Below are 22754 nucleotides of genomic sequence, written 5' to 3'. Positions count from 1 at the left end.
CCCATCCCGAACAGAGAAGTTAAGCCCGCCTGCGCAGATGGTACTGCAGTTTTGTGGGAGAGTATGTCGTCGCCTTTCTTTTGAAAACCCTATCCAAATTGGATGGGGTTTTCTGTTTTTTATATGTTTTGGTTTTTGGAATGTTTGAACATGAAAAAAAAGAATGTAAAATCATTATTTATAATGATGTAAAAAATGAAGTTGAGTAGTAGATTTGTGTTAAAGTTGCAATGTAAACGAGGTATATCAAATTATTTTTGGAGAATTAAATTGATATAAGCATGCAATTTTAATTTGATTAAAATCAGATTTTTATTACTTGCTCGAATAGCTAGTATAGGCATTGGGGAGCTTTACTATATTATTCGGGCTTAAGTAATATAATTTGTGAATTGTAATACATTAATCTACTAAACCATTCTCTACAGCATATTTTACCAAACCAGCTGTATTTTTTGCATTTAATTTTGATAATAAATTACGGCGATGCGTATTTACAGTATTTAAACTAATAAAAGTTTTTTCTGCAATTTCGGCTGTATTGTATTCTTGAGCTATTAAGACTAAAATTTCTTTTTCTCTAGAACTTAATTCTGTTATATGAGAAGACTGTTTTTCAATTCTTGAACTATTGGTAAAATGTTTTTCCTCTAATTCTTCTGCAAAGTAATTTTCGCCTGAAGCAATTGTGTTAATAGCTTTAAGTAGTTCTTCTTTTTCAGCATTTTTCAATAAATAGCCATTTACACCAATTCTAATTAATCTAGAGACAATCATTGCATTGCTGTGTGTGCTTACAATTAGAATTTTGATCTGCGGATGCTGTTTTTTAAGAATTTTACTCAATTCTATTCCATCCATTGCAGGCATACTTATATCGAGAATAATTAAATCAATTGCACTTTTTTTGATGATCTCTAAAGCCTCAATTCCATTTACGGCTTTATCAACAATATTGATATTAGGTTCCTGTTCTAATAAGGATATAATTCCTTGCAGGAACATGGTGTGATCATCAGCAATAAGTAGCTTAATTTTTGTCATATAATAAATATATTAGTTGCTTTTTAATTCGTGAAATTGGTTCTTCAAATCAATACTTTTTTACTAAAGCTTTTGGTTTTGATCGGAAAATTGGGATTTCTATGTTAATGATAGTACCTCGTTTTAATTTTGAATCGATTATAAATGAACTATTTAGTTTATTAATTCGATTTTCAAGATTAATTAGGCCAATTCCTTTTGGAGTATTTTTGGTTTCAAAACCTATTCCATTATCTTCAAATAAAAGATTGAAGATATCTTCGACACAATTCAGTTGAACTTCAATTTCAGTAGCTTGGGCATGTTTAATTGTATTAGTTAAGAGCTCCTGTATGATTTTAAAAATTTCAACTTGAATATTTTCATCCAATTTATTAATTTCTTCCTTCGGATATGAAATAAAAGAAATCTTGATTTTGCTTGCCTCACCGATATTATTCAAATATGATTCTAAAACTTCTAGAAATTTATTTTGACTAAATTTCTTAGGCAGTAAAGTGTGTGATAAATTTCGAACCTGCTGATAGGTGTCGTCCAATTGATGGCTTATTTGTTGGATATTCGAAAAATTAGAAGAATTTAAATTGTTTATTTGCAGTTTAATTGCCGCTAAATTACCTCCAATACTATCATGAAGTTCTTGAGAGATACGTTGTCTTTCTTTATCCTGCCCCCTGATTGATGCTTTGATTAGATCCAATTCTTGTTCTTTTAAAATGCTGTTTATTTTCTGAGAACTAATTTCTGATTGCTTAACATTTAGTAAATGTTGTACTTTGAATCGTTTGTAAAACTGAAATAGTAGTGCAATAATCGGAATCAATAAAATAAGAAAAGCACTAATTATAAGTAGTTTGAAATTCTTTTGTTGATTGATTTCTAGGTTTTTTAATTGTTGATTTTTTTTTAGGAGCGCTATTTCGTTTCTTTTTTTGTTAGATGAATTTTGGTAAGCAAGAAGCGTATTTTCATTATTTTTCTTAAAGATTTCTTCTTTAAGAATTATATTTTTGATTGCATCTTCTTGACTAGCCAAGGCTAGTTTTTTAACTTCATTTTCAAATCTCAAAGATTCAATTTCTTTTTGTTTTTGGGTAGTTTGGTATTTAATTTCAAGTTCATTAATTTCCTTTATTCTTTCCAGTTTTGATATAGAATCTTTTAGATGAATTGATTTTTCATAAAACAAATAAGCATTTTTAAAATCTTCTTGTTTGATGGAAATTTTTCTCAATTCATCATAGATCTCTATTTGAGTTTGAAGCAGTCCAAAATGTATAGATTTTTGGAGTGCCTCGGTAAAACACAATTTTGCATCAATGTATTTTTTCTGAGAGATATAACAGTTTCCAATGGTACTTCTTGAAATAACAGACAATTGGTTTAGTTCGTTTTCGTCAGCAATAACAAGTGCTTCTTGAAACGTTTTTAATGCTTCTTGATATTTGTTTTCATGCTGATAATTTTCACCTAAACCAAGTAAAACGATAGCTTTTCCTTGAAAATTATTGTTTTTATCACAGAGCGCTTTTCCTTTTTTGTAATAAATATTGGCATTATCATAATCTTTCAGTCTCGAATAAATATCCGCAATATTGATGTAGCTTCCCAGAATTATTTCGGTATCTTCTTTATATTCCAAGCATTCTTTAAATAATTTTAAAGCATTTTGATAATTTCCTAGTTCTGTATAAGTTTGTGCTAGACCGTGTATATGAGTGTAAAAAAGATTTTTTTCATCGTATTTTTGAGAAGCTTCTATTCCTTTAAGATGCCATTTTTTACTTTCATTAAACAAACCTCGCTTATTGTAATTAATCGCTAGCAAATTATAACCCAAAGCGAAAAGACGGTTTTTTAAAGAATCATTGGTTGTGGTATTATATTTAAAAGCCTGATTTGTGTAGTAAATCGAAGAATCAATTATGGCTCTCTTGTTAAAATAATACGAAAGAAGAAGATTTGTGCTTGCAAGAGATCGGTTGTCTGCTTTTGATTTTAATAGCAAATGTGCGTTTTTGTATGCTTTTTTCTCGTTTCCTTTATTATACAAGTCATAAAGAGCCAATATTTTATGGTCTGGTTTAAGTGAGGAGTTTTTTTTGGAGGCAAAGACCTGCTTTTTATTTTCAATCTGTGCATGGAGACTGAAAGATAAAAAGACAAGGAGGAATAAAAAAAGCCTTTCTAACCAGATTGCCATACGTTTTGGTTTGAACTCTAATTGGTATGAATAAATTTTAAAGTGTTGTATTCTTAAGGTTAATTATATCGGACTTTGTGGGATCCGAAAGGTAAAAATACTACAAAAGGATCAAACACCTATTTCTTAAAATAAATTTTTTAGGCAAAGTTGTGATATATTTTTTCTAAAAATTACAATTAAAAGTTATTGTAAGTGAATATGTTATGATTGTTTAAAAAACTAAAAGTTTCTTAAAATCATTTGAATGCGTTTTTTGAAGTTGTAAATTAGTAATACTATACTTAAATAAATGAATTATGAAAATGAAGCTATTTTTGGCTATAACATTGTTAATTGCAACAATCTCGGCCAGTGCACAGAAGAAAATTGAAGTAACCGAATTACCAAAACCAGCGCAGGAATTTTTAAAGAAACATTTTAGTCATACTTTGGTAGAAAAAGCACAGAAAGATCCTGAACATGGAGAAAAAGGATATGAAGTAAAACTCAAAGATGGAACAGAAGTAGAGTTTTGGAAAGACGGTTCGTATCGTGAAGTTGACGGTGGAGACAACCCAATTCCTACTGATTTTATTCCAGATAATATTAAAGCTTATGTAGCTAAGAATCATCCGAATGAAAAAATAACGCACATCGACTATGGGCACAAAGATCTTGATGTCGATTTAACAAACAAAATTGATCTAGAATTTACCAAAGATGGTAAAATTTTAAAAGAAAAAAAGAACGATGTTAAAAAATAACAAATCATAACACGGATGAATTTTCCTGATCGGTCTCCAATTTTAATGGAGATAGTCAGGAAATTTTTATTTTGTGCGAAATCTTACAATAGAACATCTTGAACGAAAATAGTTTATATTTACATCTTTATTTTTTATTTCATGGAAGAAAATAAACATGTAACGATCTACGATATAGCCGAGAGACTTAATCTGGCTACATCTACTATTTCACGAGCTTTAAAAGATCATCATACCATAAGTGACAAGACGATAAAGAAAGTGAAAAAAACCGCTGAAGAAATGGGATTCGTTCCCAATACTTTAGCAGCAGGTTTGCGTGGAAATAAAACCAGAACAATTGGTGTTTTGATTCCCACTGTTACACAGCCCTTTCTGTCTTCTCTAATCAGCGGAATCGAAATTACAGCTCAGAAATCAGATTATACTGTAATCATTATGCAGTCGCATGACTCGTATGAAGAAGAAGTAAATATGGCTAAATCTTTGTATTCCAATCGTGTGAGCGGTGTAATTTGTTCGCTGGCAATGGAAACCAGAGATACAGCGCATTTTCATCAGTTCTCAAACAATAATATTCCGTTAGTTTTTGTTGATAGGGTTCCGAAAGATTATAATACTTTTAGAGTTGTAATTGACAATTATACAGCAGGTTACAAAGCTACCAAACATCTTATTGAACAAGGGTGTATTCGTATTGCACATTTAACGGCTGGTTCAGAATTAGGAAACTTATATAACGAACGAAAAAGAGGCTACATCGAAGCTTTAAAAGACCATAATATCGAGGTTGAAGAAGAATTGATTATCAATCTAAATTCTGTTACTTATGAAGATGGAGTAAAAGCCAGTAACGCTTTATTCGATTTAAACCCAATTCCAGACGGTTTATTTGCACCTGGAGATATTTTAGCAGTAAGTGCTGTTCAAACTGCTAAAAAACGCGGAATTAAAGTTCCAGAAGAATTCAAAGTAATTGGTTTTAACAACGACCCGATCTCGCAGATTATAGATCCGAATTTATCTACTATTACGCATCCTGCCGAAAAAATGGGAAAAGCAGCGGCTGATATTATTATAAAAAATTTGAAATCATCTAAAAATGATGATGATGCCAAAGAAATTACATTCTTAAATACGGAAGTACTGGCAAGAGAATCTTCGCAGAAATAGAATCAAAAATAAAGGATTTAAAATAGTAAATCCACCAGTTAAAGCAGGATAGTTTTTATAATTATCCTGCTTTTATTTGTTGTAGAAATATATTTTTTGAAAAAAAGCAACTCAAAATTTTTTTCTTAAATAACAATCCTATATTTTTACGCAACCGATTGCATTTGTTGTTTTATTTAAGATAATGTATTTTTTAAATTAAAATTTTATCAAATACTTTTAATTGGATGTAAAATATTGATGTTGTAAAAATGACATTATAAAGAATAAATTAAAACCATGGCTTTACTACGATTTCTTTTCCTGTTTCTTCTGATTTCCTTTCAAGCTTCAGCACAAAAGGATTATAAATTGTGGCTTCAGTACAATACAGTTGCTAATTCTACAATAGCTTCAGAATACAAAAACAATCTTAAAGGAATTATTATTTTAGGAAACTCCGAAACTATTAAAATTGCTGAGAAAGAAATCAAAACAGGATTTTCAGATATGCTAGGAAATATTCCCGAAATAAAATCAGATGTAAAAGGAGAAAATAATCTTATCGTTGGTTCAGCATCGAATTTGAGTATTGAACTAAAAAATGAATTGAAATCTGATTTTGATAAAATAAATGAAGAAGGTTTTATCATCAAATCCATTTCTTTAAAAAACAAAAAGCAAATCATTATTACAGGAAAAAATGAAGTTGCGGTTTTATACGGAGTTTTTAATTTCTTAAGAATTTTGCAAACGAATACATCGGTTAAAAATTTAAATATTGTTGATTCTCCTAAAACCAATATCAGAATCCTAAACCATTGGGATAATTTAGACCGAACAGTTGAAAGAGGTTACGCTGGATTTTCGCTTTGGAACTGGCAGAAACTTCCAGATTTTATCGATCAGCGCTATATTGATTACGCTAGAGCGAATGCCTCAATCGGAATTAACGGAACAGTTTTGACCAATGTAAATGCAAACGCTTTGATCTTAACTCCGCAGTATTTAGAAAAAGTAGAAGCTTTAGCCAATGTTTTTAGACCTTACGGAATAAAAGTCTATTTAACTGCAAGATTTTCAGCACCAATCGAAATTGGAAACTTAAAAACTGCCGATCCAAAAGATCCTGAAGTTATTAATTGGTGGAAAAATAAGTCAGCTGAAATCTATAAACGAATTCCAGATTTTGGAGGATTTTTGGTAAAAGCCAATTCAGAAGGTCAGCCTGGGCCGCAAAATTACGGACGAAACCATGTTGATGGTGCAAATATGCTGGCTGATGCTGTTGCTCCTTTTGGCGGAGTAATTATGTGGAGAGCTTTTGTATATTCAGAACATGATGCAAATGATCGTGCGAAACAAGCTTACGCCGAATTTCAGCCGTATGATGGAAAATTCAAAGAGAATGTAATTGTTCAGGTTAAAAACGGAGCAATCGATTTTCAGCCCAGAGAACCTTTTCATCCGTTATTTGGAGCAATGCCGAAAACTCCTTTAATGATAGAGTTTCAAATCACGCAGGAATATTTAGGCTTCAGCACGCATTTGGTTTTCTTGCCAAAATTATTTCAAGAAGTTTTAGAGTCAGATACCTATCAAAAAGGAAAAGGTTCAACTGTTGCTAAAGTTATTGATGGCAATTTATATCAAAACAAATTAACCGGAATTGCAGGCGTTGCTAATATTGGGAATGATTTAAACTGGACAGGACACCCTTTTTTACAGGCAAATTGGTATGGTTTCGGAAGATTGGCTTGGAATCCGTATTTAGATTCTGAAACCATTGCTGATGAATGGTTAAGATGTACTTTTTCAAACGATGAAAATTTCATTAAACCTGTAAAAAATATCATGATGGAATCGCGTGAAGCTGTTGTCAGTTATATGACACCGCTTGGTTTGCATCATATTATGGATACTGGACATCATTACGGTCCAGGACCTTGGGTTTCGAATTTGTCAAGACCAGAATGGAATCCGACTTACTATCATAAAGCAGACAAAAACGGAATTGGTTTCGATAGATCAAAGGCGGGAACCAATGCCACTTCACAATATGCGCCAGAAATAGAAAAACTTTTTGATAATTTAGAAACTTGTCCAGAAAAAGATCTTTTGTGGTTTCATCATGTTTCTTGGGATTATAAACTGAAAAATGGACAAACACTTTGGAATGGTTTGGCATTAAAATATCAGGAAGGTGTAAATCAGGTGGCAACAATGCAGAATGTTTGGAATCAGGCAGAAAAGTATGTTGACAACGAACGTTTTAACGAAGTGAAAATGTTATTAGAAATTCAGCATAAAGAAGCACAATGGTGGCATGATGCATGTTTGCTATATTTTCAGCAGTTTTCGGGAAAAGAACTTCCTGAAGGAGTTGAAAAACCAAGACAAACCTTAGATTATTTTAAATCATTAAAATTCCCATTTGCACCCGGAAATGGATAAATATATTTTATAAAAATTATGATTAAGAAAACAGCAATTGTAACTGGAGGAAATTCAGGTTTAGGATTTGCGACAGCAAAGAAATTATGTGATAACGGTATCACAACCTACATCATTGGAAGATCAAAAGAAAAAACAGAAGATGCCTGCAAAGAAATTGGAGAAAATGCTATTCCAGTGATTTTCGATTTGAACGATTTGAAAGGTATTCCTGCGATGATTGAAAGTATTACAAGAAATAGCTCAGTTGATATTTTAGTTAACAACGCTGGGATTAATATGAAAAAAGAAATTGCTGATGTGACGGACGAAGACTTTCTATCGATTATCCATACCAATCTTTTAAGCGTTTTTAGTGTGAGCCGAGAGGTCGTAAAAAATATGAAAGTAAACGGAGGCGGAAGCATTATCAATATCAGTTCTATGGCATCGCAGTACGGAATTCCAAAAGTAATTGCATATTCGGCTAGTAAAGGCGCAATTGAGTCAATGACACGTGCGATGGCAACAGAATTGGCACCTGCAGGAATTCGCGTAAATTGTATTGCTCCAGGATTTATTAAAACCAAAATGTCGTCAACAGCACTTGATAATGATCCAGAAAGAAAAAATAAAGTGTTAGGAAGAACACCAATGGGATATTTAGGAGAACCATCAGACATTGCAGATGCGGTTTATTATTTCGCTTTAAGCGAATCAAAATATACTACCGGTACAGTATTGCCTGTTGATGGAGGAAATAGTATTGGGTTTTAATTTAAAGTTTTTGAAGGGCAGAGGCTCAAAGGTTTTTTGAAGCCACAGATTAAAGGATTAAAAAGATTAAAATCAGCTTAATCTGCAAAATCTGCGGGAAACAAAAACTTTGCGACTTAGCGCCTTCGTGGCATAAAAAAAAGAAGTATGATAAAAATGCAGCAAACTATGCGATGGTTCGGTCCAAACGACAATGTCAAGTTGATCGACATCCGACAAGCTGGCGCAACGGGAATTGTTACCGCATTGCATCAAATTCCGGTTGGCGATGTCTGGACGACTGAAGCAATAAAAGAAAGACAAGAAATTATTCGGAATTATGGGTTGGAATGGACTGTGGTTGAAAGTCTTCCTGTTCATGAAGAAATCAAACGAGCTTCTGGAAATTATCTGCAATACATTGAAAATTATAAAATCAGTTTACAAAATCTGGCGAAGTGTGGTATCAAAATTATAACGTACAATTTTATGCCGATTCTGGATTGGGTAAGAACCAATCATAATTTTATAAACGAAGACGGAAGCAGAGCTTTGCTGTATAATCAGGAGGCATTTACCTATTTTGATGTGTTTCTTTTGAAAAGACCAAATTCAGAAAACGATTATTCAGAGACTGAAAAAGAAAAAGCTTTGCAGTTCGGAAATCAACTGTCTGAAGATGAAAAAGCACTGTTGTTTAAAAATGTCTTATTAGGATTGCCAGGAAGTAAAATCCATTTTACGGCAGAGCAGATTTTATCCCTTTTAGAGAATTATGCTGAAATCGATAATCAAAAATTAAGAGAAAACCTGATTTATTTTCTATCAGAAGTAACTCCGATTGCAGAGAAAAATGAACAAAAGTTAGCGATTCATCCAGATGATCCGCCATTTTCGGTTTTAGGTCTTTCAAGAATTGTCTCAACAAAAGCCGATTTGAAAGCTATTTTCAACGCCGTTCCGTCAATAGCCAACGGATTGTGTTATTGCACAGGATCATTAAGCGCTGATCCAAAAAATAATTTAGAGAAAATTATAGACGATTTTGGAGATAGAATTCATTTTTTGCATCTGAGAAACACCATCCGTGAAAGCGATACTATTTTTAGGGAATCGGAACATTTAGACGGCGATGTTAAAATGGAACTAATCGTTGAGAAATTACTTTTATTAATGAACAAAACCAAAATAAGCCTGCCAATGCGTCCCGATCATGGTTTTCTTCATCAAGTTGATGAAGCAACAGAAACTTATCCTGGTTATTCCTTGACAGGGAGACTAAAAGGTTTGGCTGAGTTGAGAGGTCTGGAAATGGGAATTGGTTATAAATTGGATTTGTAATTATTCTTTGAAATAATACGTGGAATTTGTCATTCCTCGTTCCTCGGAATGACAAAACTAAACGAATAAAAAACGATTAACTATTGAAACCAAAAGATATGAAATTTATTAAACCTTATTTATTTGCCATCACGGCTTTGCTGGCTGTTAGCTGTATATCGCAAAAAGAAACAGCTTCATTAAAAGATGCTTACAAAGATGATTTCTATATTGGAACTGCTTTAAGTGCTAACCAAATCGAAGAAAAAGACAAAAAGGAAGATTCTTTGATTCGAAAAGAATTTAATGCAATTACGGCAGAAAACATCATGAAATCTATGTTTACGCATCCGCAGAAAGATAAATACGATTTTACTTTGTCTGATAAATTTGTGGCATATGGCGAGAAAAACAAAATGTTTATTCATGGTCATACTTTGATTTGGCACAGCCAATTGGCGCCTTGGATGGAAAAGATTGCCGACAGTACAGAAATGAAAGCGTTTATGAAAGACCATATCACGACAATAGTTTCAAAATACAAGGGAAGAATCAATTCGTGGGACGTTGTAAACGAAGCGTTGAACGAGGACGGAACTTTACGAAAATCTGTTTTTTTGAATACGCTTGGCGAAAAATATTTAGTAGATGCTTTCAAACTCGCAGAAAAAGCAGATCCAAAAGCGGAGTTGTATTACAACGATTATAATATTGAAGAACCCGCAAAAAGGGCTGGAGCAATCGCTTTAATCAAAAAAATAAAAGCGGAAGGCGGAAAAGTTGATGGAGTAGGTATTCAAGGGCACTGGAGATTGCAAAGTCCATCCATTGAAGAAATTGAAAAAAGTATTTTAGAGTATTCGGCTTTAGGAATTAAAGTTGCTTTTACAGAATTGGATATTACCGTTTTACCAAATCCGTGGGATTTAAAAGGAGCTGATGTAAATCAGAATTTCGAAGGAAGCGCCAAAATGAATCCCTATCCTAAAGCATTGCCAGATTCCGTTCAAACACAATTAGCAGAGCGTTACGCATCGATTTTTAAACTATTTTTAAAGCATAAAGATAAAATTAACAGAGTTACATTTTGGGGCGTTCATGACGGGCAATCGTGGCTAAACGATTGGCCGATTAAAGGAAGAACCAATTATCCGTTACCGTTTGACAAGAACTTACAACATAAACCAGCTTACGATAGTATTTTAAAGCTGAAAGAAACTAAAGAATAAATACTAAAAAAGCGTAAGTTTTGAGAAAATAACCAACAATCGGTTGTGGTTTGAAAAATATCTTAAATAAAGTAAACTAAATTTGCAAAATATGTTTTTTTAACTAATTTTACACAACCGATTGTTTGAATTGTAATTCGTTTTCCTGCAAGGTTTCCAAAACCTTGTAGGTAGCTGATTTTAGGAGCTGTAAAAAACAATTGAAACCTAAAAGGTTTGAAAAACCTTGCAGGAATAAAACTAACTAATCAAAAATGACCACAAACCCACGAATGACTAACATTTCACAAAAACTATCCATCAAAGAAAAAATTGGATACAGCTTAGGAGATCTTGCTGCTAATCTCGTTTTTCAAACTTTGATGACGTATTTGGCGTATTTCTACACCGACATTTACGGATTATCACCAACAGATTCTTCGATCATCATGTTGATTGTTGGATTAATTGCAGCCTTTATTTTTAATCCGATTATTGGGGTTTTGGCGGACAGAACCAGTACCAAATGGGGAAAATTTAGACCTTGGATTTTAATAACAGCAATTCCCCTTGGAATAGTAGCGCTATTAGCCTTTTCAACTCCTGATTTCTCTTATAAAGGAAAAGTAATTTATGCCGTTATAACCTATACTTTATTATTGCTTTTTTATGCTGGAAACAATTTGCCTTATTCTGCTTTAAGCGGTGTTATTACGGGCGATATGAAAGAACGAAACAGTATGTCATCATACCGTTTTGTGGCGGTTATGTTTGCTCAGTTTTTTGTTCAGGTTTTCATGCTTGGCATTATAAAAAGTGCTGGAAATGGCGATAAAGCAGTCGGAATTGAAAAAGTCATGACCGCATTAGCGATTATTGGAACGATTATGCTTTTAATTACGTTTTTAACCACCAAAGAAAGAATTATTCCGAAACCAGAACAAAAATCAAGCGTAAAAGAAGATTTAAGCGATTTAATCAAAAACAGGCCTTGGGTTATTATGCTTTCGCTGACGACTTTGGTTTTTGTGACTTTGGCAATGAAAGGCGGTTCGTATGTGTATTATTTTGAGAATTATGTTGATAAAGAACAATTAGCCATTTTTATTCAGCCTATTTTAGATACTTTATCGAATATCGGATTGAATCATTTTGGAAATGATCCTGTTTCAGCGGGTTTCGGTTTATTTAATGCGGGTGGAATTATTTTTATGATTGTTGGAATTACTTTGTCCAAAAATCTCGCAGACAAATACGGAAAACGAAATGTTTTTGGTACATTTTTATTCATCTCGACTTTGTTCATTATTGCATTCTATTTTTATCCTCCAACATCAATTAGTCTGATGTTTTTCTCTCAGATTCTACACGGATTTTTCTATGGAATAACGATCCCAATTCTTTGGGCAATGATTGCCGATGTGGCCGATTATTCAGAATGGTTAAATAACCGTCGTGCAACTGCGATTATATTCTCTGCAATGATGGTTGGACTAAAAACAGGACTGAGCGTGGGAGGTGCTTTAACCACTTTATTTTTAGGTTATTTTCACTACGTTCCCAATGCACCACAACAGTCTCAAACAGCCATAAATGGAATAAAATTACTAGTGAGTATTTTCCCTGCAATCCCTTTTTTAATTGGAGCTGGATTGTTGTTTTTCTATAAAATCAATAAAGAAATGGAAGTGCAGATTGAAACAGAATTAAAAGAAAGAAGAGCTTAATTATTTAAACAAAATAGAAGTATGCCTGAAGATAGCATTGAACACATTAATTTTGAAGAAATTAATGACCTGGCGATTTCAAAGCCTTTAGTATCCCATATGTACACAGCCGATCCTTCGGCACATGTATTCAACGGAAAAATTTACATTTACCCATCTCATGATATTGATGCTGGAATTCCGTTTAACGATAACGGCGATCATTTCGGGATGGAGGATTATCATGTTTTTTCTATGGAAGACATTTCATCAGAAGTAGTTGATAATGGTGTTGCATTGCATGTAGATGATGTGGCTTGGGCCGAAAAGCAAATGTGGGCACCTGACGCAGCGCATAAAAACGGGAAGTATTATTTGTATTTCCCTGCCAAACGTGCCAACGGAATTTTCCAGATTGGTGTTGCCATTTCAGATTCGCCAGTTGGGCCTTTTGTTCCCGAAAAAGATGCCATAAAAGGAAGTTACAGTATTGATCCAGCCGTTTTTGAAGATGAAGATGGTAGACATTATATCTATTTTGGAGGAATTTGGGGTGGACAGCTTCAAAAATATCGTAGCAATAAATACGATGAAAACCACGAAGAACCTTCGTCAAGTGAAAAAGCCCTTGGGCCAATAGTAGCTCTGTTGAGAGATGATATGCTCGAATTTGCTGAAGAACCAAAAGAGATTAAAATTTTGGATGAAAACGGCACTGAGATTTTGGCAGGCGATCATGACCGTCGTTTTTTTGAAGCTTCTTGGGTGCATAAATACAACGGAAAATATTATTTCTCTTATTCTACAGGCGATACTCATTTTATCTGTTATGCTATTGGCAATAATCCTTATGGGCCGTTTACGTATCAGGGAAGAATTTTGAATCCTGTTGTGGGTTGGACATCACATCATTCGATTTGCGAGGTAGAAGACGAGTGGTATTTGTTTTATCACGATTCGAGTTTGTCAAAAGGGGTGACGCATTTGCGAAGCATGAAAGTAACCAAAATCGATTATTTAGAAGACGGTTCGATTATTACGATTGATCCTTATGGAATAAGAAGATTAATTGATTAAGATTTTTTGTATAAAAAATTTAGCAAAAAAATACAATCGGTTGTGTTGTGATTTTACTTCTTTTCATTCAATTTGTCATTTCAACGAAGGCAGAAATGGCAAATTGGGTAGAAAATGAAACGGAAAGACCAGTTAGTCGCGGCGTAAAGACGCCCAAATTTTTAGAATAAAAGAGCTTAAAAAAAATAACATATTTAATACGAAAAATAATTTTTTATAAAAGTTTTTTAGCTACTTTAGCATAACAGAACGGAACAGAACGGTATGCTAAAAGAAGAAGAAAAATTTGAGTTTATAATGAATCACGAAAGTGATATTCCGAAGTATCAGCAGTTGGTAGATGGAATTACGAATGCTATTGCGGAGAATATTTTACAGAAGGGAGATTTACTTCCGTCGGTAAATGTGATCTGCAAGACCTATCAGCTTTCAAGGGATACTGTTTTTAAGGCTTATTCGATTTTGAAAGACCAAAAAGTGATTGATTCTGTGCCTAATAAAGGTTATTACGTAGCGGGCGAAACGAGAAAAGTGCTTTTGGTTTTAGATACGTTTAAGGCTTATAAGGAGGTTTTATATCATTCGGTTGTGAATAATCTGGCCGATAATGTGATTATTGATGTACAGTTTCATCATTATAATATTGATGTTTTTAAAACGATCATTAATAACGGAATAGGGAAGTATTACAAATATGTGGTGATGAATTTTGATCACGCGGCTATTGCTCCGGCATTATCAGCGATTTCAAAAGATAAACTGCTTTTGATTGACTGGAACATCAGAGCTGATAAAACGAGTAATTATGTTTTTCAGGATTTTGGAAAAGCATTTTATGAGTCATTGACAGAGGCAAGTGATTTGTTTAAAAAGTACAAAAAGATACAATTTGTGTATCCAGATTTTACCAATCATCCGTGGGAAACGGTGGAGTTTTTTAAGAAATTCTGTGCCGATTTTGGTTTTGAATATGAGGTAATTACAGATCCAAAGAAATTCAGCATCGAAAAAGGGATTGCTTATATCAGTGTAAGCGATAGGATTTTGGGACACTTTTTAGAGCAGTGCAAAGAGAAGGATTTTGAGCCAGGGAAAGATGTTGGATTTTTGTCGTACAACGAAACCCCGATGAAAAAATTTATATACAAAGGAATTTCGGTTGTCTCAACTGATTTTAAAGAAATGGGAACCAAAGCAGCGGCATTTATTACGCATGACGAAGATACTCAGTGTTATGTGCCGACAAAATTAATAATAAGAGAATCATTGTAAGTATGTATTATATCGGATATGATATTGGAAGTTCTTCTGTCAAGGCAGCCTTGGTAGAAGCAGAAACGGGTAAAAAAGTAATCGTTCTGAATGAACCACAGAACGAAATGGAAATCCTTTCGATTCACCCAGACTGGGCAGAGCAGGATCCTGAAATCTGGTGGCAGCACATTTGTACAGCAACGAAAAGAGCTATTAAAGAGGCAAATATTGATGCATCTAAAATTCAGGGAATTGGTATTTCGTACCAAATGCACGGATTGGTGATTGTGGATAAGGAAGGAAATGCCCTTAGAAATTCAATTATTTGGTGCGACAGCCGTGCGGTTGAGATTGGTAATAAGGCTTTCGCCGAAATTGGAGAAGAAAAATGCATGTCGCATTTATTGAATTCGCCAGGAAATTTTACGGCTTCAAAACTGAAATGGGTTAAAGAAAATGAACCTGAAGTTTACAATAAAATCTCTAAGTACATGCTTCCGGGAGATTACATCGCTTTGAAACTGACAGGCGAAGTAACAACAACTAAAAACGGTTTGTCTGAAGGAATGCTTTGGGATTATAAAGAAAATAAAGTAGCCGATTGGCTTTTGGATTACTACGGAATCGACCAATCATTAACTCCAAAAATCGTAGAAAACTTTACGAATCAAGGTATTGTTACTGAAAAAGCTTCTGCTGAATCAGGTCTTCCAGCTGGAATTCCGATTGTGTACAGAGCAGGAGATCAGCCTAATAATGCTCTTTCATTAAATGTTTTAAATCCGGGAGAAGTGGCGGCTACGGGAGGAACTTCAGGAGTTTTTTATGCCGTTAGCGAAATGTCGTCTGGAAAGAGCACAAGAGTAAACAATTTCGTTCACGTAAACTACGAACTAGAAACGCCGAGAGTTGGTAAATTGTTGAATATTAACGGAGCAGGAATTCAGTACAGATGGCTTCGTAATAATATGGGCAACGAAAGTTATGAAGCAATGAATGAAAAAGCTTCTAATATTGAGGTTGGATCTGAAGGTGTTGTCGTAATTCCGTTTGGAAATGGCGCTGAGCGTATGTTCAACAATAAAACTATTGGAACTCACTTTTTAAACCTCAACTTAAATATTCATAATAGTGCGCATTTGTTTAGAGCTTCTCTTGAAGGAATTGCGTTTTCGTTTGTGTACGGAATGGAATGTTTAAAAGATGATAATGCGACAATTAATGTAATTAGAGCAGGAAATGATAACCTTTTCCGTTCGGAGATTTTCTCTAATACCGTGGCAACTTTAATTGGTCACGAAATCGAAATTTACAATACAACTGGAGCAGTTGGTGCGGCGAGAGCGGTTGGCTTAAAAGATGGTGATTACAGCAAGTTTGGAGCTAATGTAAGTGACAACGATCACGTAATGACGTTTTTACCGCTTCATAACGCAGCACCTTACGAAGCGGCTTATAAAAAATGGAAACAAGAATTAGAATTAATATTAACAAATAAATAAAAAAATCAAATGATAGTTTTAGGAGATAAAGAATACTACAAAGGTATTGGCCAAATTAAATTTGAAGGAAAAGAATCTGATAATCCGTTGGCATTTAAATATTACAATCCAGACCAAGTTGTAGCTGGAAAAACAATGCGTGAGCACTTTAAATTTGCTATCGCTTACTGGCATACTTTCTGTGGACAAGGTAGTGATCCATTCGGGCCAGGAACACAACAATTTGCTTGGGATGCTTCATCAGATCCATATCAGGCTGCAAAAGATAAGGCAGATGCTGCTTTTGAATTCATCAGCAAAATGGGATTCGATTATTTCTGTTTTCACGATTACGATTTGATTGCTGAAGGAGCAACTTTCGCAGAATCAGAAAAACGTTTGGCTTTTATTACAGATTACTTAAAACAGAAAAAAGCAGACTCTGGAATTAAATTGCTTTGGGGAACTTCAAACTGTTTCTCAAACCCAAGATTCATGAACGGAGCCGCTACAAATCCTGACTTTAATGTTGTGGCAAGAGCTGGTGGTCAAGTAAAATTGGCTTTGGATGCAACAATTGCTTTAGGAGGAGAAAACTATGTATTCTGGGGTGGTAGAGAAGGTTATATGTCTTTACTAAATACAGATATGGGAAGAGAATTAGACCACATGGCGCAATTCTTAGCAATGTCTAGAGACTACGCAAGATCTCAAGGTTTTAAAGGAACTTTCTTCATCGAGCCAAAACCAATGGAGCCATCTAAACACCAATACGATTTTGACTCGGCTACAGCAATCGGATTCTTGAAAAATTATGGTTTAGATAAAGATTTTAAAATCAATATCGAAGTAAACCACGCTACTTTGGCACAGCACACTTTCCAACACGAATTGGAAGTTGCGGCAAAAGCGGGAATGTTAGGAAGCATTGATGCGAACAGAGGTGATTACCAAAACGGATGGGATACAGACCAGTTCCCAAACAACATTCAAGAGACAACAGAAGCGATGTTGGTTTTCTTAAAAGCTGGTGGATTACAAGGTGGTGGAGTTAACTTTGATGCTAAAATTAGAAGAAACTCTACAGACTTAGAAGATGTTTTCTTAGCACACATTGGTGGAGCTGATACTTTTGCAAGAGCTTTATTGACTGCAGATAAAATCATCACGTCTTCTCCTTACGAAAAATTAAGAACTGAAAGATACAGCTCTTTCGATTCTGGAAAAGGAAAAGATTTTGCTGACGGAAAATTAAACCTTAAAGATCTTTATACTATCGCTCACGAAAATGGAGAATTAAATCTTCAAAGCGGTAAACAAGAATTGTTTGAAAATATCATTAACCAATACATTTAATTGGTAAACTTCTACAGCAAACCTAACAGCCCCGATGCATCGGGACTGTTAGGTTTCTTATAAAACTTAGTGAGACAAAAATCTAAGAAAATTTAAATTTTTAAATGTGATAGCCATAAAGCGTTAAAAATATTTAAAAATGTTTTTTAGATCGAAACTTCGAAAATGTGCATTAAGATTATGGCTTTTTTTACAATAAGATTTAAGAAAAATAGATTGAAGGTTTAGTTACTATTTTTTGAAAATCGAAACGAATAAAAGGTCAGTTTGATAAAATAGTAGTGAGTATTTTTTATTGAAGGTTTTTTGAAGAGCAAAATCTATCGAAATGCACATTTTTCACTCGCTAGAATTTGGACACACTGCAGTGCGTCTCTACTAAATTTATCTACATAAAGAAAAAAACGTACAGTTTTGTCATTTCGACGAAGGAGAAATCTCCGTAAGTAGCTCCACAAAGTAAATAACTAATCTTTATCGAGTTTCTCGCGAAGATTTGCTTCGCCTGTTCGCTATCGCTCGGGTCTCCTTCGTCGAAATGACAACTATGCGATTTACTTCATGTTAAACACTATTGAAACTAGATTACAATTAACCACAAACCAAAAAACTTATGAAATTTTTTATTGACACCGCCAATCTTCAAGACATTGAAGAGGCGCAGGCTTTAGGCGTTTTAGATGGTGTAACCACCAATCCGTCTTTAATGGCAAAAGAAGGCATTACAGGAAAAGAAAATATCCTGAAACATTATCTTGATATTTGTAATATCGTTGATGGCGATGTTTCGGCTGAGGTAATCTCGACTGAATTTGAAGGAATGGTAAAAGAAGGAGAAGAATTAGCCGCTTTACATCCTCAGATTGTAGTGAAACTGCCTATGATTGGCGATGGTATAAAAGCGTGTAAATACTTTTCTTCAAAAGGAATTCGCACCAATGTAACTTTAGTATTTTCGGCGGGTCAGGCTTTGCTTGCCGCTAAAGCAGGAGCGACTTATGTTTCTCCATTTTTAGGGAGATTAGATGATGTTTCTACAGATGGAATGCATTTAATTGCTGAAATCAGAGAAATCTATGATAACTATAATTATCAAACTCAAATTTTGTCGGCTTCTGTGCGACATACCATGCATATTATCAATTGTGCCAAAATTGGATCAGATGTAATGACTGGACCGCTTTCTGCGATAAAAGGTCTTCTGAAACATCCTTTAACCGATATCGGATTAAAGCAATTTGTAGAAGACGCGAAAAAGATGAATTTATAACCTTTTTCATTTCCGTTTTTATAGTTTTAAAAACTCTCTTCCAGTTATTTGGAAGGGAGTTTTTTTATGAAATAAAAGCAACCGATTGTTTCTTTTTTATGTTTTGTAAGAATTATAATATTTTAACGATATACTCTTGGTTTTCAGTTTATAACATTTATTAAGTCAGCTTTTATAAGGGATAGCGAAAGATTTAATTTATGATGAATTTTTAGACAGTTACTACAACGTTTTAGTTTTTTTTGGAAAAATCCCATTTTTTAACATTTTATATTTTTTTTAAGATTTTGAATCAAATGATTTATTATCTCTAACGTTTTCGTGATATTAAATACTGTTTTTAATGATTGTTTAATATTTTACAATTATTAATACAGATAATTCTTTTTTTTAGCTTTATTTTTTTGAAATTAGGAATAAAAATTAACACAACCGATTGCGTGTTGTTGTTTTTTGCATATATTTGTTTTGACTATAAGCTAGTTATTTGTTTAAAATGTTAAAATAAAAACGAGTAAAAAGTCACCTAAAAAGAAAACTAACTAAACCATACTATTAACTCATTAAACCAATTATTTATGACTAACTTTTTAATTACTAAAAGCAGATCTAAATACTTTAAGAATTGGGGGTTCTTAATCCTGATGCTGGTATTTTCTGCTGCAGTAAATGCACAAATTACTGTTACAGGTACTGTATCTGATGGTGTAGGACCAATACCAGGTGTCAACATTATTGTAAAAGGAGCCAAAACAAGTACCGTATCTAATTTTGACGGGACTTACACCCTTCAAGCTATTCCCAATAATAGTATTTTGGTCTTTAGCTTTATTGGATACAAACCGTATGAAGTTGCAGTGAATAATAAAACCAAAATTGATGCTGTACTAGAAGAGAATTTAAACGACTTAAAAGAAGTTGTTGTTATTGGATACGGAACAGCAAAAAGAGCAGATTTAACAGGAGCAATTTCTTCGATATCTAGTTCGGCGGTAACACAATCTGTTTCTACAACTATCGATCAGGTATTGCAAGGCCGAGCGGCTGGGGTGCAGATACAGCAAAATAGCGGTACGCCTGGAGGAAGTTCTTCGGTACGTATTCGTGGTATAAGCTCTATTACAGGTTCTAATGAACCGATTTATGTAATTGATGGTGTTATTATAGATGGTAATTCAGGCTCTTTAAATACAAATCCGCTTTCAGGAATTAACCCTAATGATATTGCTTCTATAGATATTTTGAAAGATGCTTCTGCAACTGCTATTTACGGTTCTAGAGCGGCAAACGGGGTAATTATGGTGACTACTAAAACAGGTAGAAAAGGAGATTTGACTTTAAATTTTGACAGTTATGTAGGGTGGCAGCAAATGCCTAAAGAATTGCAGGTGCTTAATTTAAGAGAATATGGAACGCTGAAAAACACGAGATCAGATTTAGGAATCGTTCAAAGAGATCCTTATTTTATTCGTCCTGATTTATTAGGAGAAGGAACAAACTGGCAAGATGAATTGTTTCAAACAGGTTTAATTCAGAGCTACAATTTATCTGCGTCAGGCGGATCTGATACTACTACTTATGCATTAGGAATGTCTTATTTTGATCAGGAAGGAACGATCATCGGTTCTTCTTTTGATCGTATGACCATTCGTGCAGTTGTGGACTCGCAAGTAAAGAAATGGATGAAAGTTGGAGTAAATTTAAATGCTTACAAAACCAATCAGGTCACTACAGTAAATGATGATTCGGTAATCTTAACCGCTTTAAAACAAACTCCAAACGTAGCCGCTAGAAATGCTGACGGTACTTTTGACGGACCAGATACTACTGAATTCGTTCAAACTAATCCGTTAGGAATTGCAATGCTGAAAGATAATCATGGAAAAGACTACGGAATTAGAGGAAATGTGTATGCAGAAATTGGTTTCACAAAAGATTTAAAATTGAGAACCCAATATTCTATAGATTATGGTTTTGGAAACCGATATACTTTTAATCCATCTTATACTTTTGGAGCATTATCAAATGAAGTTAGAGAAGGATCAAGAACAAAATCTACGAGCGAAAACTGGATGTGGACTAATACTTTGACTTATAATAAAGCATTCGGAAAACATAATATTAATGCATTGGTAGCTCAAGAGTTTCAAGAGCAAAACTGGGAAAATCTGTATGGCTACCGTTCAGGTTATTTAACCAATGGAGCAACAGATTTAAACGCTGGAGACCCAACAACGGCTAGAAACTCAAATGCAAGTTCTACAAAATCGCTTAGTTCTTATTTTGCAAGAGCAACGTATACATTTGATGATCGATATATTCTAACAGGAACAATCAGAAGAGACGGATCTTCGCAATTTGCTGAAGGCAATAAATGGGATTGGTTTCCATCTGCTTCATTAGCGTGGAAAGTTTCAAACGAATCATTTTTAAAAGAAAATCAGACCATTAGCAATTTAAAATTACGTGCAGGATGGGGAGTTACAGGTAATTCAAGCGTACCAAATAATGCTTATACTTCTGTTTATGGCACTTCGGCAACCAATTGGGGAAGCGGGCAAATTGCAACTAATACTGCAAATCCAGACCTTAAATGGGAAAAATCAAACCAGACTAATATTGGTTTAGATATCGGACTTCTAGACAATAGAATTGAAATTACAACAGATGTTTATTATAAAAAAACAGATGATTTATTACTAAGATTATCACTTCCAGCTTACGTAGGAACAACGGGTCAAGGAGCTACAACACCGCCTTTTGCTAATATCGGATCTCTTGAAAACAAAGGTTTCGAGTTTACGATAAACACCATAAACATGCAGAGAAAAGATTTTCTTTGGAAATCAAATTTCAATATCTCGATGAACAGATTTAAAGTATTGAAATTGAATTCAGAATCTGGAGTTTACGATCAGACTTTACAACAAGGTTCAGACGTAACAGTGGTTACTCGTACTGCAGTTGGACAGCCATTAGGACAATTTTATGGTTATAAAGTAATCGGACGTTTTGAAAAAGCAACAGATTTTTATTATAAAGATGCCACAGGAACAGTAAAACCAACAGCATTGCCGGAAGGAATGGTAATTGGTGAAAATGGCGTTTGGATTGGAGATTATATGTTTGAAGACGTTAATAAAGATGGAGTAATCAACGAAAAAGATGCAGGTTATATTGGAGATCCTAATCCCGATTTCACTTTCGGTTTCAATAACAGTTTTTCATTCAAAGGATTTGATGTGAGCATTTTGTTTACAGGTTCTTACGGAAATGATGTTTTAAATTACCAAAGAAGATGGCTTGAAAACCCACGAGAGAATACCAATTTATTGAAATCAGCTTTAGGATACGCGCAATTAGAATTAATCGACCCAAATGGGCCAAATGATTATCGTAATGTGCAGATTGTGGGCGGAGATCCTTACATGCCTAGAATTGCAGCGTCATCTGCAGCTTCGGCTTCAAATTATCGTTTAAGCAACAGATTTGTTGAAGACGGGTCTTATGTAAGACTTAAGAATATTTCGATTGGGTATAATCTTCCTAAAGATTTGTATTCGAAATACGGAATTTCAAACATCAAAGTGTACTCAAACATGCAGAATGTTTTAACCTTTACCAAATATAAAGGATATGATCCTGAAGTAGGTGCAATGTACCAAAACCAACTTCTAAATGGTATCGATAACGGACGTTATCCTTCACCTATGGTAACTACGCTTGGATTAACTGTTAATTTCTAAAA

At 34.0% G+C, this 22754-nt stretch carries 15 protein-coding genes and 1 rRNA gene; 14 read left to right on the top strand and 2 right to left on the bottom strand.

Annotated elements, in window-relative coordinates:
- A 5S ribosomal RNA gene (rrf, locus tag SOM12_RS22895) occupies positions 1-78 on the top strand; the annotation flags it as partial.
- 324 nt (positions 79-402) lie between these two features.
- Here the strand turns inward: rrf and SOM12_RS22890 are convergent.
- Entirely contained in the window at positions 403-1044 is a 642-nt protein-coding gene (locus tag SOM12_RS22890) for a response regulator transcription factor (protein ID WP_320495640.1), read from the bottom strand.
- 49 nt (positions 1045-1093) lie between these two features.
- Positions 1094-3247 carry a sensor histidine kinase gene (locus tag SOM12_RS22885; protein ID WP_320495639.1) on the bottom strand — a complete coding sequence of 718 codons (2154 nt, stop codon included), beginning with the start codon at positions 3245-3247 and terminating at the stop codon, positions 1094-1096.
- A gap of 299 nt (positions 3248-3546) precedes the next feature.
- Between SOM12_RS22885 and SOM12_RS22880 the strand changes: the two genes are divergently transcribed.
- The 13 genes from SOM12_RS22880 to SOM12_RS22820 all read left to right on the top strand — a co-directional run bounded on the left by SOM12_RS22880 (position 3547) and on the right by SOM12_RS22820 (position 22752).
- A complete protein-coding gene (locus tag SOM12_RS22880) occupies positions 3547-3993 on the top strand; it encodes a PepSY-like domain-containing protein (protein WP_320495637.1) in 447 nt (148 codons plus the stop codon).
- A gap of 141 nt (positions 3994-4134) precedes the next feature.
- Positions 4135-5166: a LacI family DNA-binding transcriptional regulator gene (locus tag SOM12_RS22875; protein ID WP_320495636.1), complete on the top strand. Its 1032-nt coding sequence runs from the start codon at positions 4135-4137 to the stop codon at positions 5164-5166.
- Between the two features lie 279 nt (positions 5167-5445).
- Positions 5446-7599: an alpha-glucuronidase family glycosyl hydrolase gene (locus SOM12_RS22870; RefSeq protein ID WP_320495634.1), complete on the top strand. Its 2154-nt coding sequence runs from the start codon at positions 5446-5448 to the stop codon at positions 7597-7599.
- A gap of 18 nt (positions 7600-7617) precedes the next feature.
- The gene (locus SOM12_RS22865; RefSeq protein WP_320495633.1) at positions 7618-8355 is read left to right on the top strand and encodes an SDR family oxidoreductase; all 738 of its coding nucleotides are present in this window, start codon (positions 7618-7620) and stop codon (positions 8353-8355) included.
- 156 nt (positions 8356-8511) lie between these two features.
- Positions 8512-9675 (top strand): mannonate dehydratase, encoded by a 1164-nt coding sequence (gene uxuA, locus SOM12_RS22860; RefSeq protein WP_320495644.1) that lies wholly within the window; start codon positions 8512-8514, stop codon positions 9673-9675.
- Positions 9676-9773: 98 nt separating this feature from the next.
- Positions 9774-10883 carry an endo-1,4-beta-xylanase gene (locus SOM12_RS22855; RefSeq protein WP_320495632.1) on the top strand — a complete coding sequence of 370 codons (1110 nt, stop codon included), beginning with the start codon at positions 9774-9776 and terminating at the stop codon, positions 10881-10883.
- A 272-nt stretch (positions 10884-11155) separates the two neighbouring features.
- Positions 11156-12589 (top strand): MFS transporter, encoded by a 1434-nt coding sequence (locus SOM12_RS22850; protein ID WP_320495642.1) that lies wholly within the window; start codon positions 11156-11158, stop codon positions 12587-12589.
- 21 nt (positions 12590-12610) lie between these two features.
- Positions 12611-13645 carry a glycoside hydrolase family 43 protein gene (locus tag SOM12_RS22845; RefSeq protein ID WP_320495631.1) on the top strand — a complete coding sequence of 345 codons (1035 nt, stop codon included), beginning with the start codon at positions 12611-12613 and terminating at the stop codon, positions 13643-13645.
- Between the two features lie 264 nt (positions 13646-13909).
- The gene (locus SOM12_RS22840; RefSeq protein ID WP_095931316.1) at positions 13910-14917 is read left to right on the top strand and encodes a GntR family transcriptional regulator; all 1008 of its coding nucleotides are present in this window, start codon (positions 13910-13912) and stop codon (positions 14915-14917) included.
- A gap of 2 nt (positions 14918-14919) precedes the next feature.
- Entirely contained in the window at positions 14920-16401 is a 1482-nt protein-coding gene (locus SOM12_RS22835) for an FGGY-family carbohydrate kinase (protein ID WP_320495630.1), read from the top strand.
- A gap of 9 nt (positions 16402-16410) precedes the next feature.
- Complete coding sequence (gene xylA, locus SOM12_RS22830; RefSeq protein ID WP_095931314.1) at positions 16411-17736, top strand: xylose isomerase; 1326 nt, start codon at positions 16411-16413, stop codon at positions 17734-17736.
- A 613-nt stretch (positions 17737-18349) separates the two neighbouring features.
- Positions 18350-19006, top strand: coding sequence for a fructose-6-phosphate aldolase (gene fsa / locus SOM12_RS22825; protein WP_095931313.1), 657 nt, complete (start codon positions 18350-18352; stop codon positions 19004-19006).
- Positions 19007-19584: 578 nt separating this feature from the next.
- Positions 19585-22752: a SusC/RagA family TonB-linked outer membrane protein gene (locus SOM12_RS22820; protein WP_095931312.1), complete on the top strand. Its 3168-nt coding sequence runs from the start codon at positions 19585-19587 to the stop codon at positions 22750-22752.
- Positions 22753-22754 lie beyond the last annotated feature (2 nt).

Source organism: Flavobacterium sp. CFBP9031 (assembly GCF_034044945.1).
Taxonomy (GTDB): Bacteria; Bacteroidota; Bacteroidia; order Flavobacteriales; family Flavobacteriaceae; genus Flavobacterium.
The sequence above is the reverse complement of the archived record's forward strand: the minus strand, read 5'-3'. Positions and strand labels throughout refer to the sequence as shown.

What these genes read in the sequence shown, in the direction of transcription:
- SOM12_RS22865 (WP_320495633.1), top strand. Translation starts at nt 7,618, where the DNA reads ATGATTAAGAAAACAGCAATTGTAACTGGAGGAAATTCAGGTTTAGGA.
- SOM12_RS22840 (WP_095931316.1), top strand. Translation starts at nt 13,910, where the DNA reads ATGCTAAAAGAAGAAGAAAAATTTGAGTTTATAATGAATCACGAAAGT.
- SOM12_RS22885 (WP_320495639.1), bottom strand. Translation starts at nt 3,247, where the DNA reads ATGGCAATCTGGTTAGAAAGGCTTTTTTTATTCCTCCTTGTCTTTTTA.
- SOM12_RS22820 (WP_095931312.1), top strand. Translation starts at nt 19,585, where the DNA reads ATGACTAACTTTTTAATTACTAAAAGCAGATCTAAATACTTTAAGAAT.
- fsa (WP_095931313.1), top strand. Translation starts at nt 18,350, where the DNA reads ATGAAATTTTTTATTGACACCGCCAATCTTCAAGACATTGAAGAGGCG.
- uxuA (WP_320495644.1), top strand. Translation starts at nt 8,512, where the DNA reads ATGCAGCAAACTATGCGATGGTTCGGTCCAAACGACAATGTCAAGTTG.
- SOM12_RS22880 (WP_320495637.1), top strand. Translation starts at nt 3,547, where the DNA reads ATGAAAATGAAGCTATTTTTGGCTATAACATTGTTAATTGCAACAATC.
- SOM12_RS22855 (WP_320495632.1), top strand. Translation starts at nt 9,774, where the DNA reads ATGAAATTTATTAAACCTTATTTATTTGCCATCACGGCTTTGCTGGCT.
- SOM12_RS22845 (WP_320495631.1), top strand. Translation starts at nt 12,611, where the DNA reads ATGCCTGAAGATAGCATTGAACACATTAATTTTGAAGAAATTAATGAC.
- SOM12_RS22870 (WP_320495634.1), top strand. Translation starts at nt 5,446, where the DNA reads ATGGCTTTACTACGATTTCTTTTCCTGTTTCTTCTGATTTCCTTTCAA.
- SOM12_RS22890 (WP_320495640.1), bottom strand. Translation starts at nt 1,044, where the DNA reads ATGACAAAAATTAAGCTACTTATTGCTGATGATCACACCATGTTCCTG.
- xylA (WP_095931314.1), top strand. Translation starts at nt 16,411, where the DNA reads ATGATAGTTTTAGGAGATAAAGAATACTACAAAGGTATTGGCCAAATT.
- SOM12_RS22850 (WP_320495642.1), top strand. Translation starts at nt 11,156, where the DNA reads ATGACTAACATTTCACAAAAACTATCCATCAAAGAAAAAATTGGATAC.
- SOM12_RS22875 (WP_320495636.1), top strand. Translation starts at nt 4,135, where the DNA reads ATGGAAGAAAATAAACATGTAACGATCTACGATATAGCCGAGAGACTT.
- SOM12_RS22835 (WP_320495630.1), top strand. Translation starts at nt 14,920, where the DNA reads ATGTATTATATCGGATATGATATTGGAAGTTCTTCTGTCAAGGCAGCC.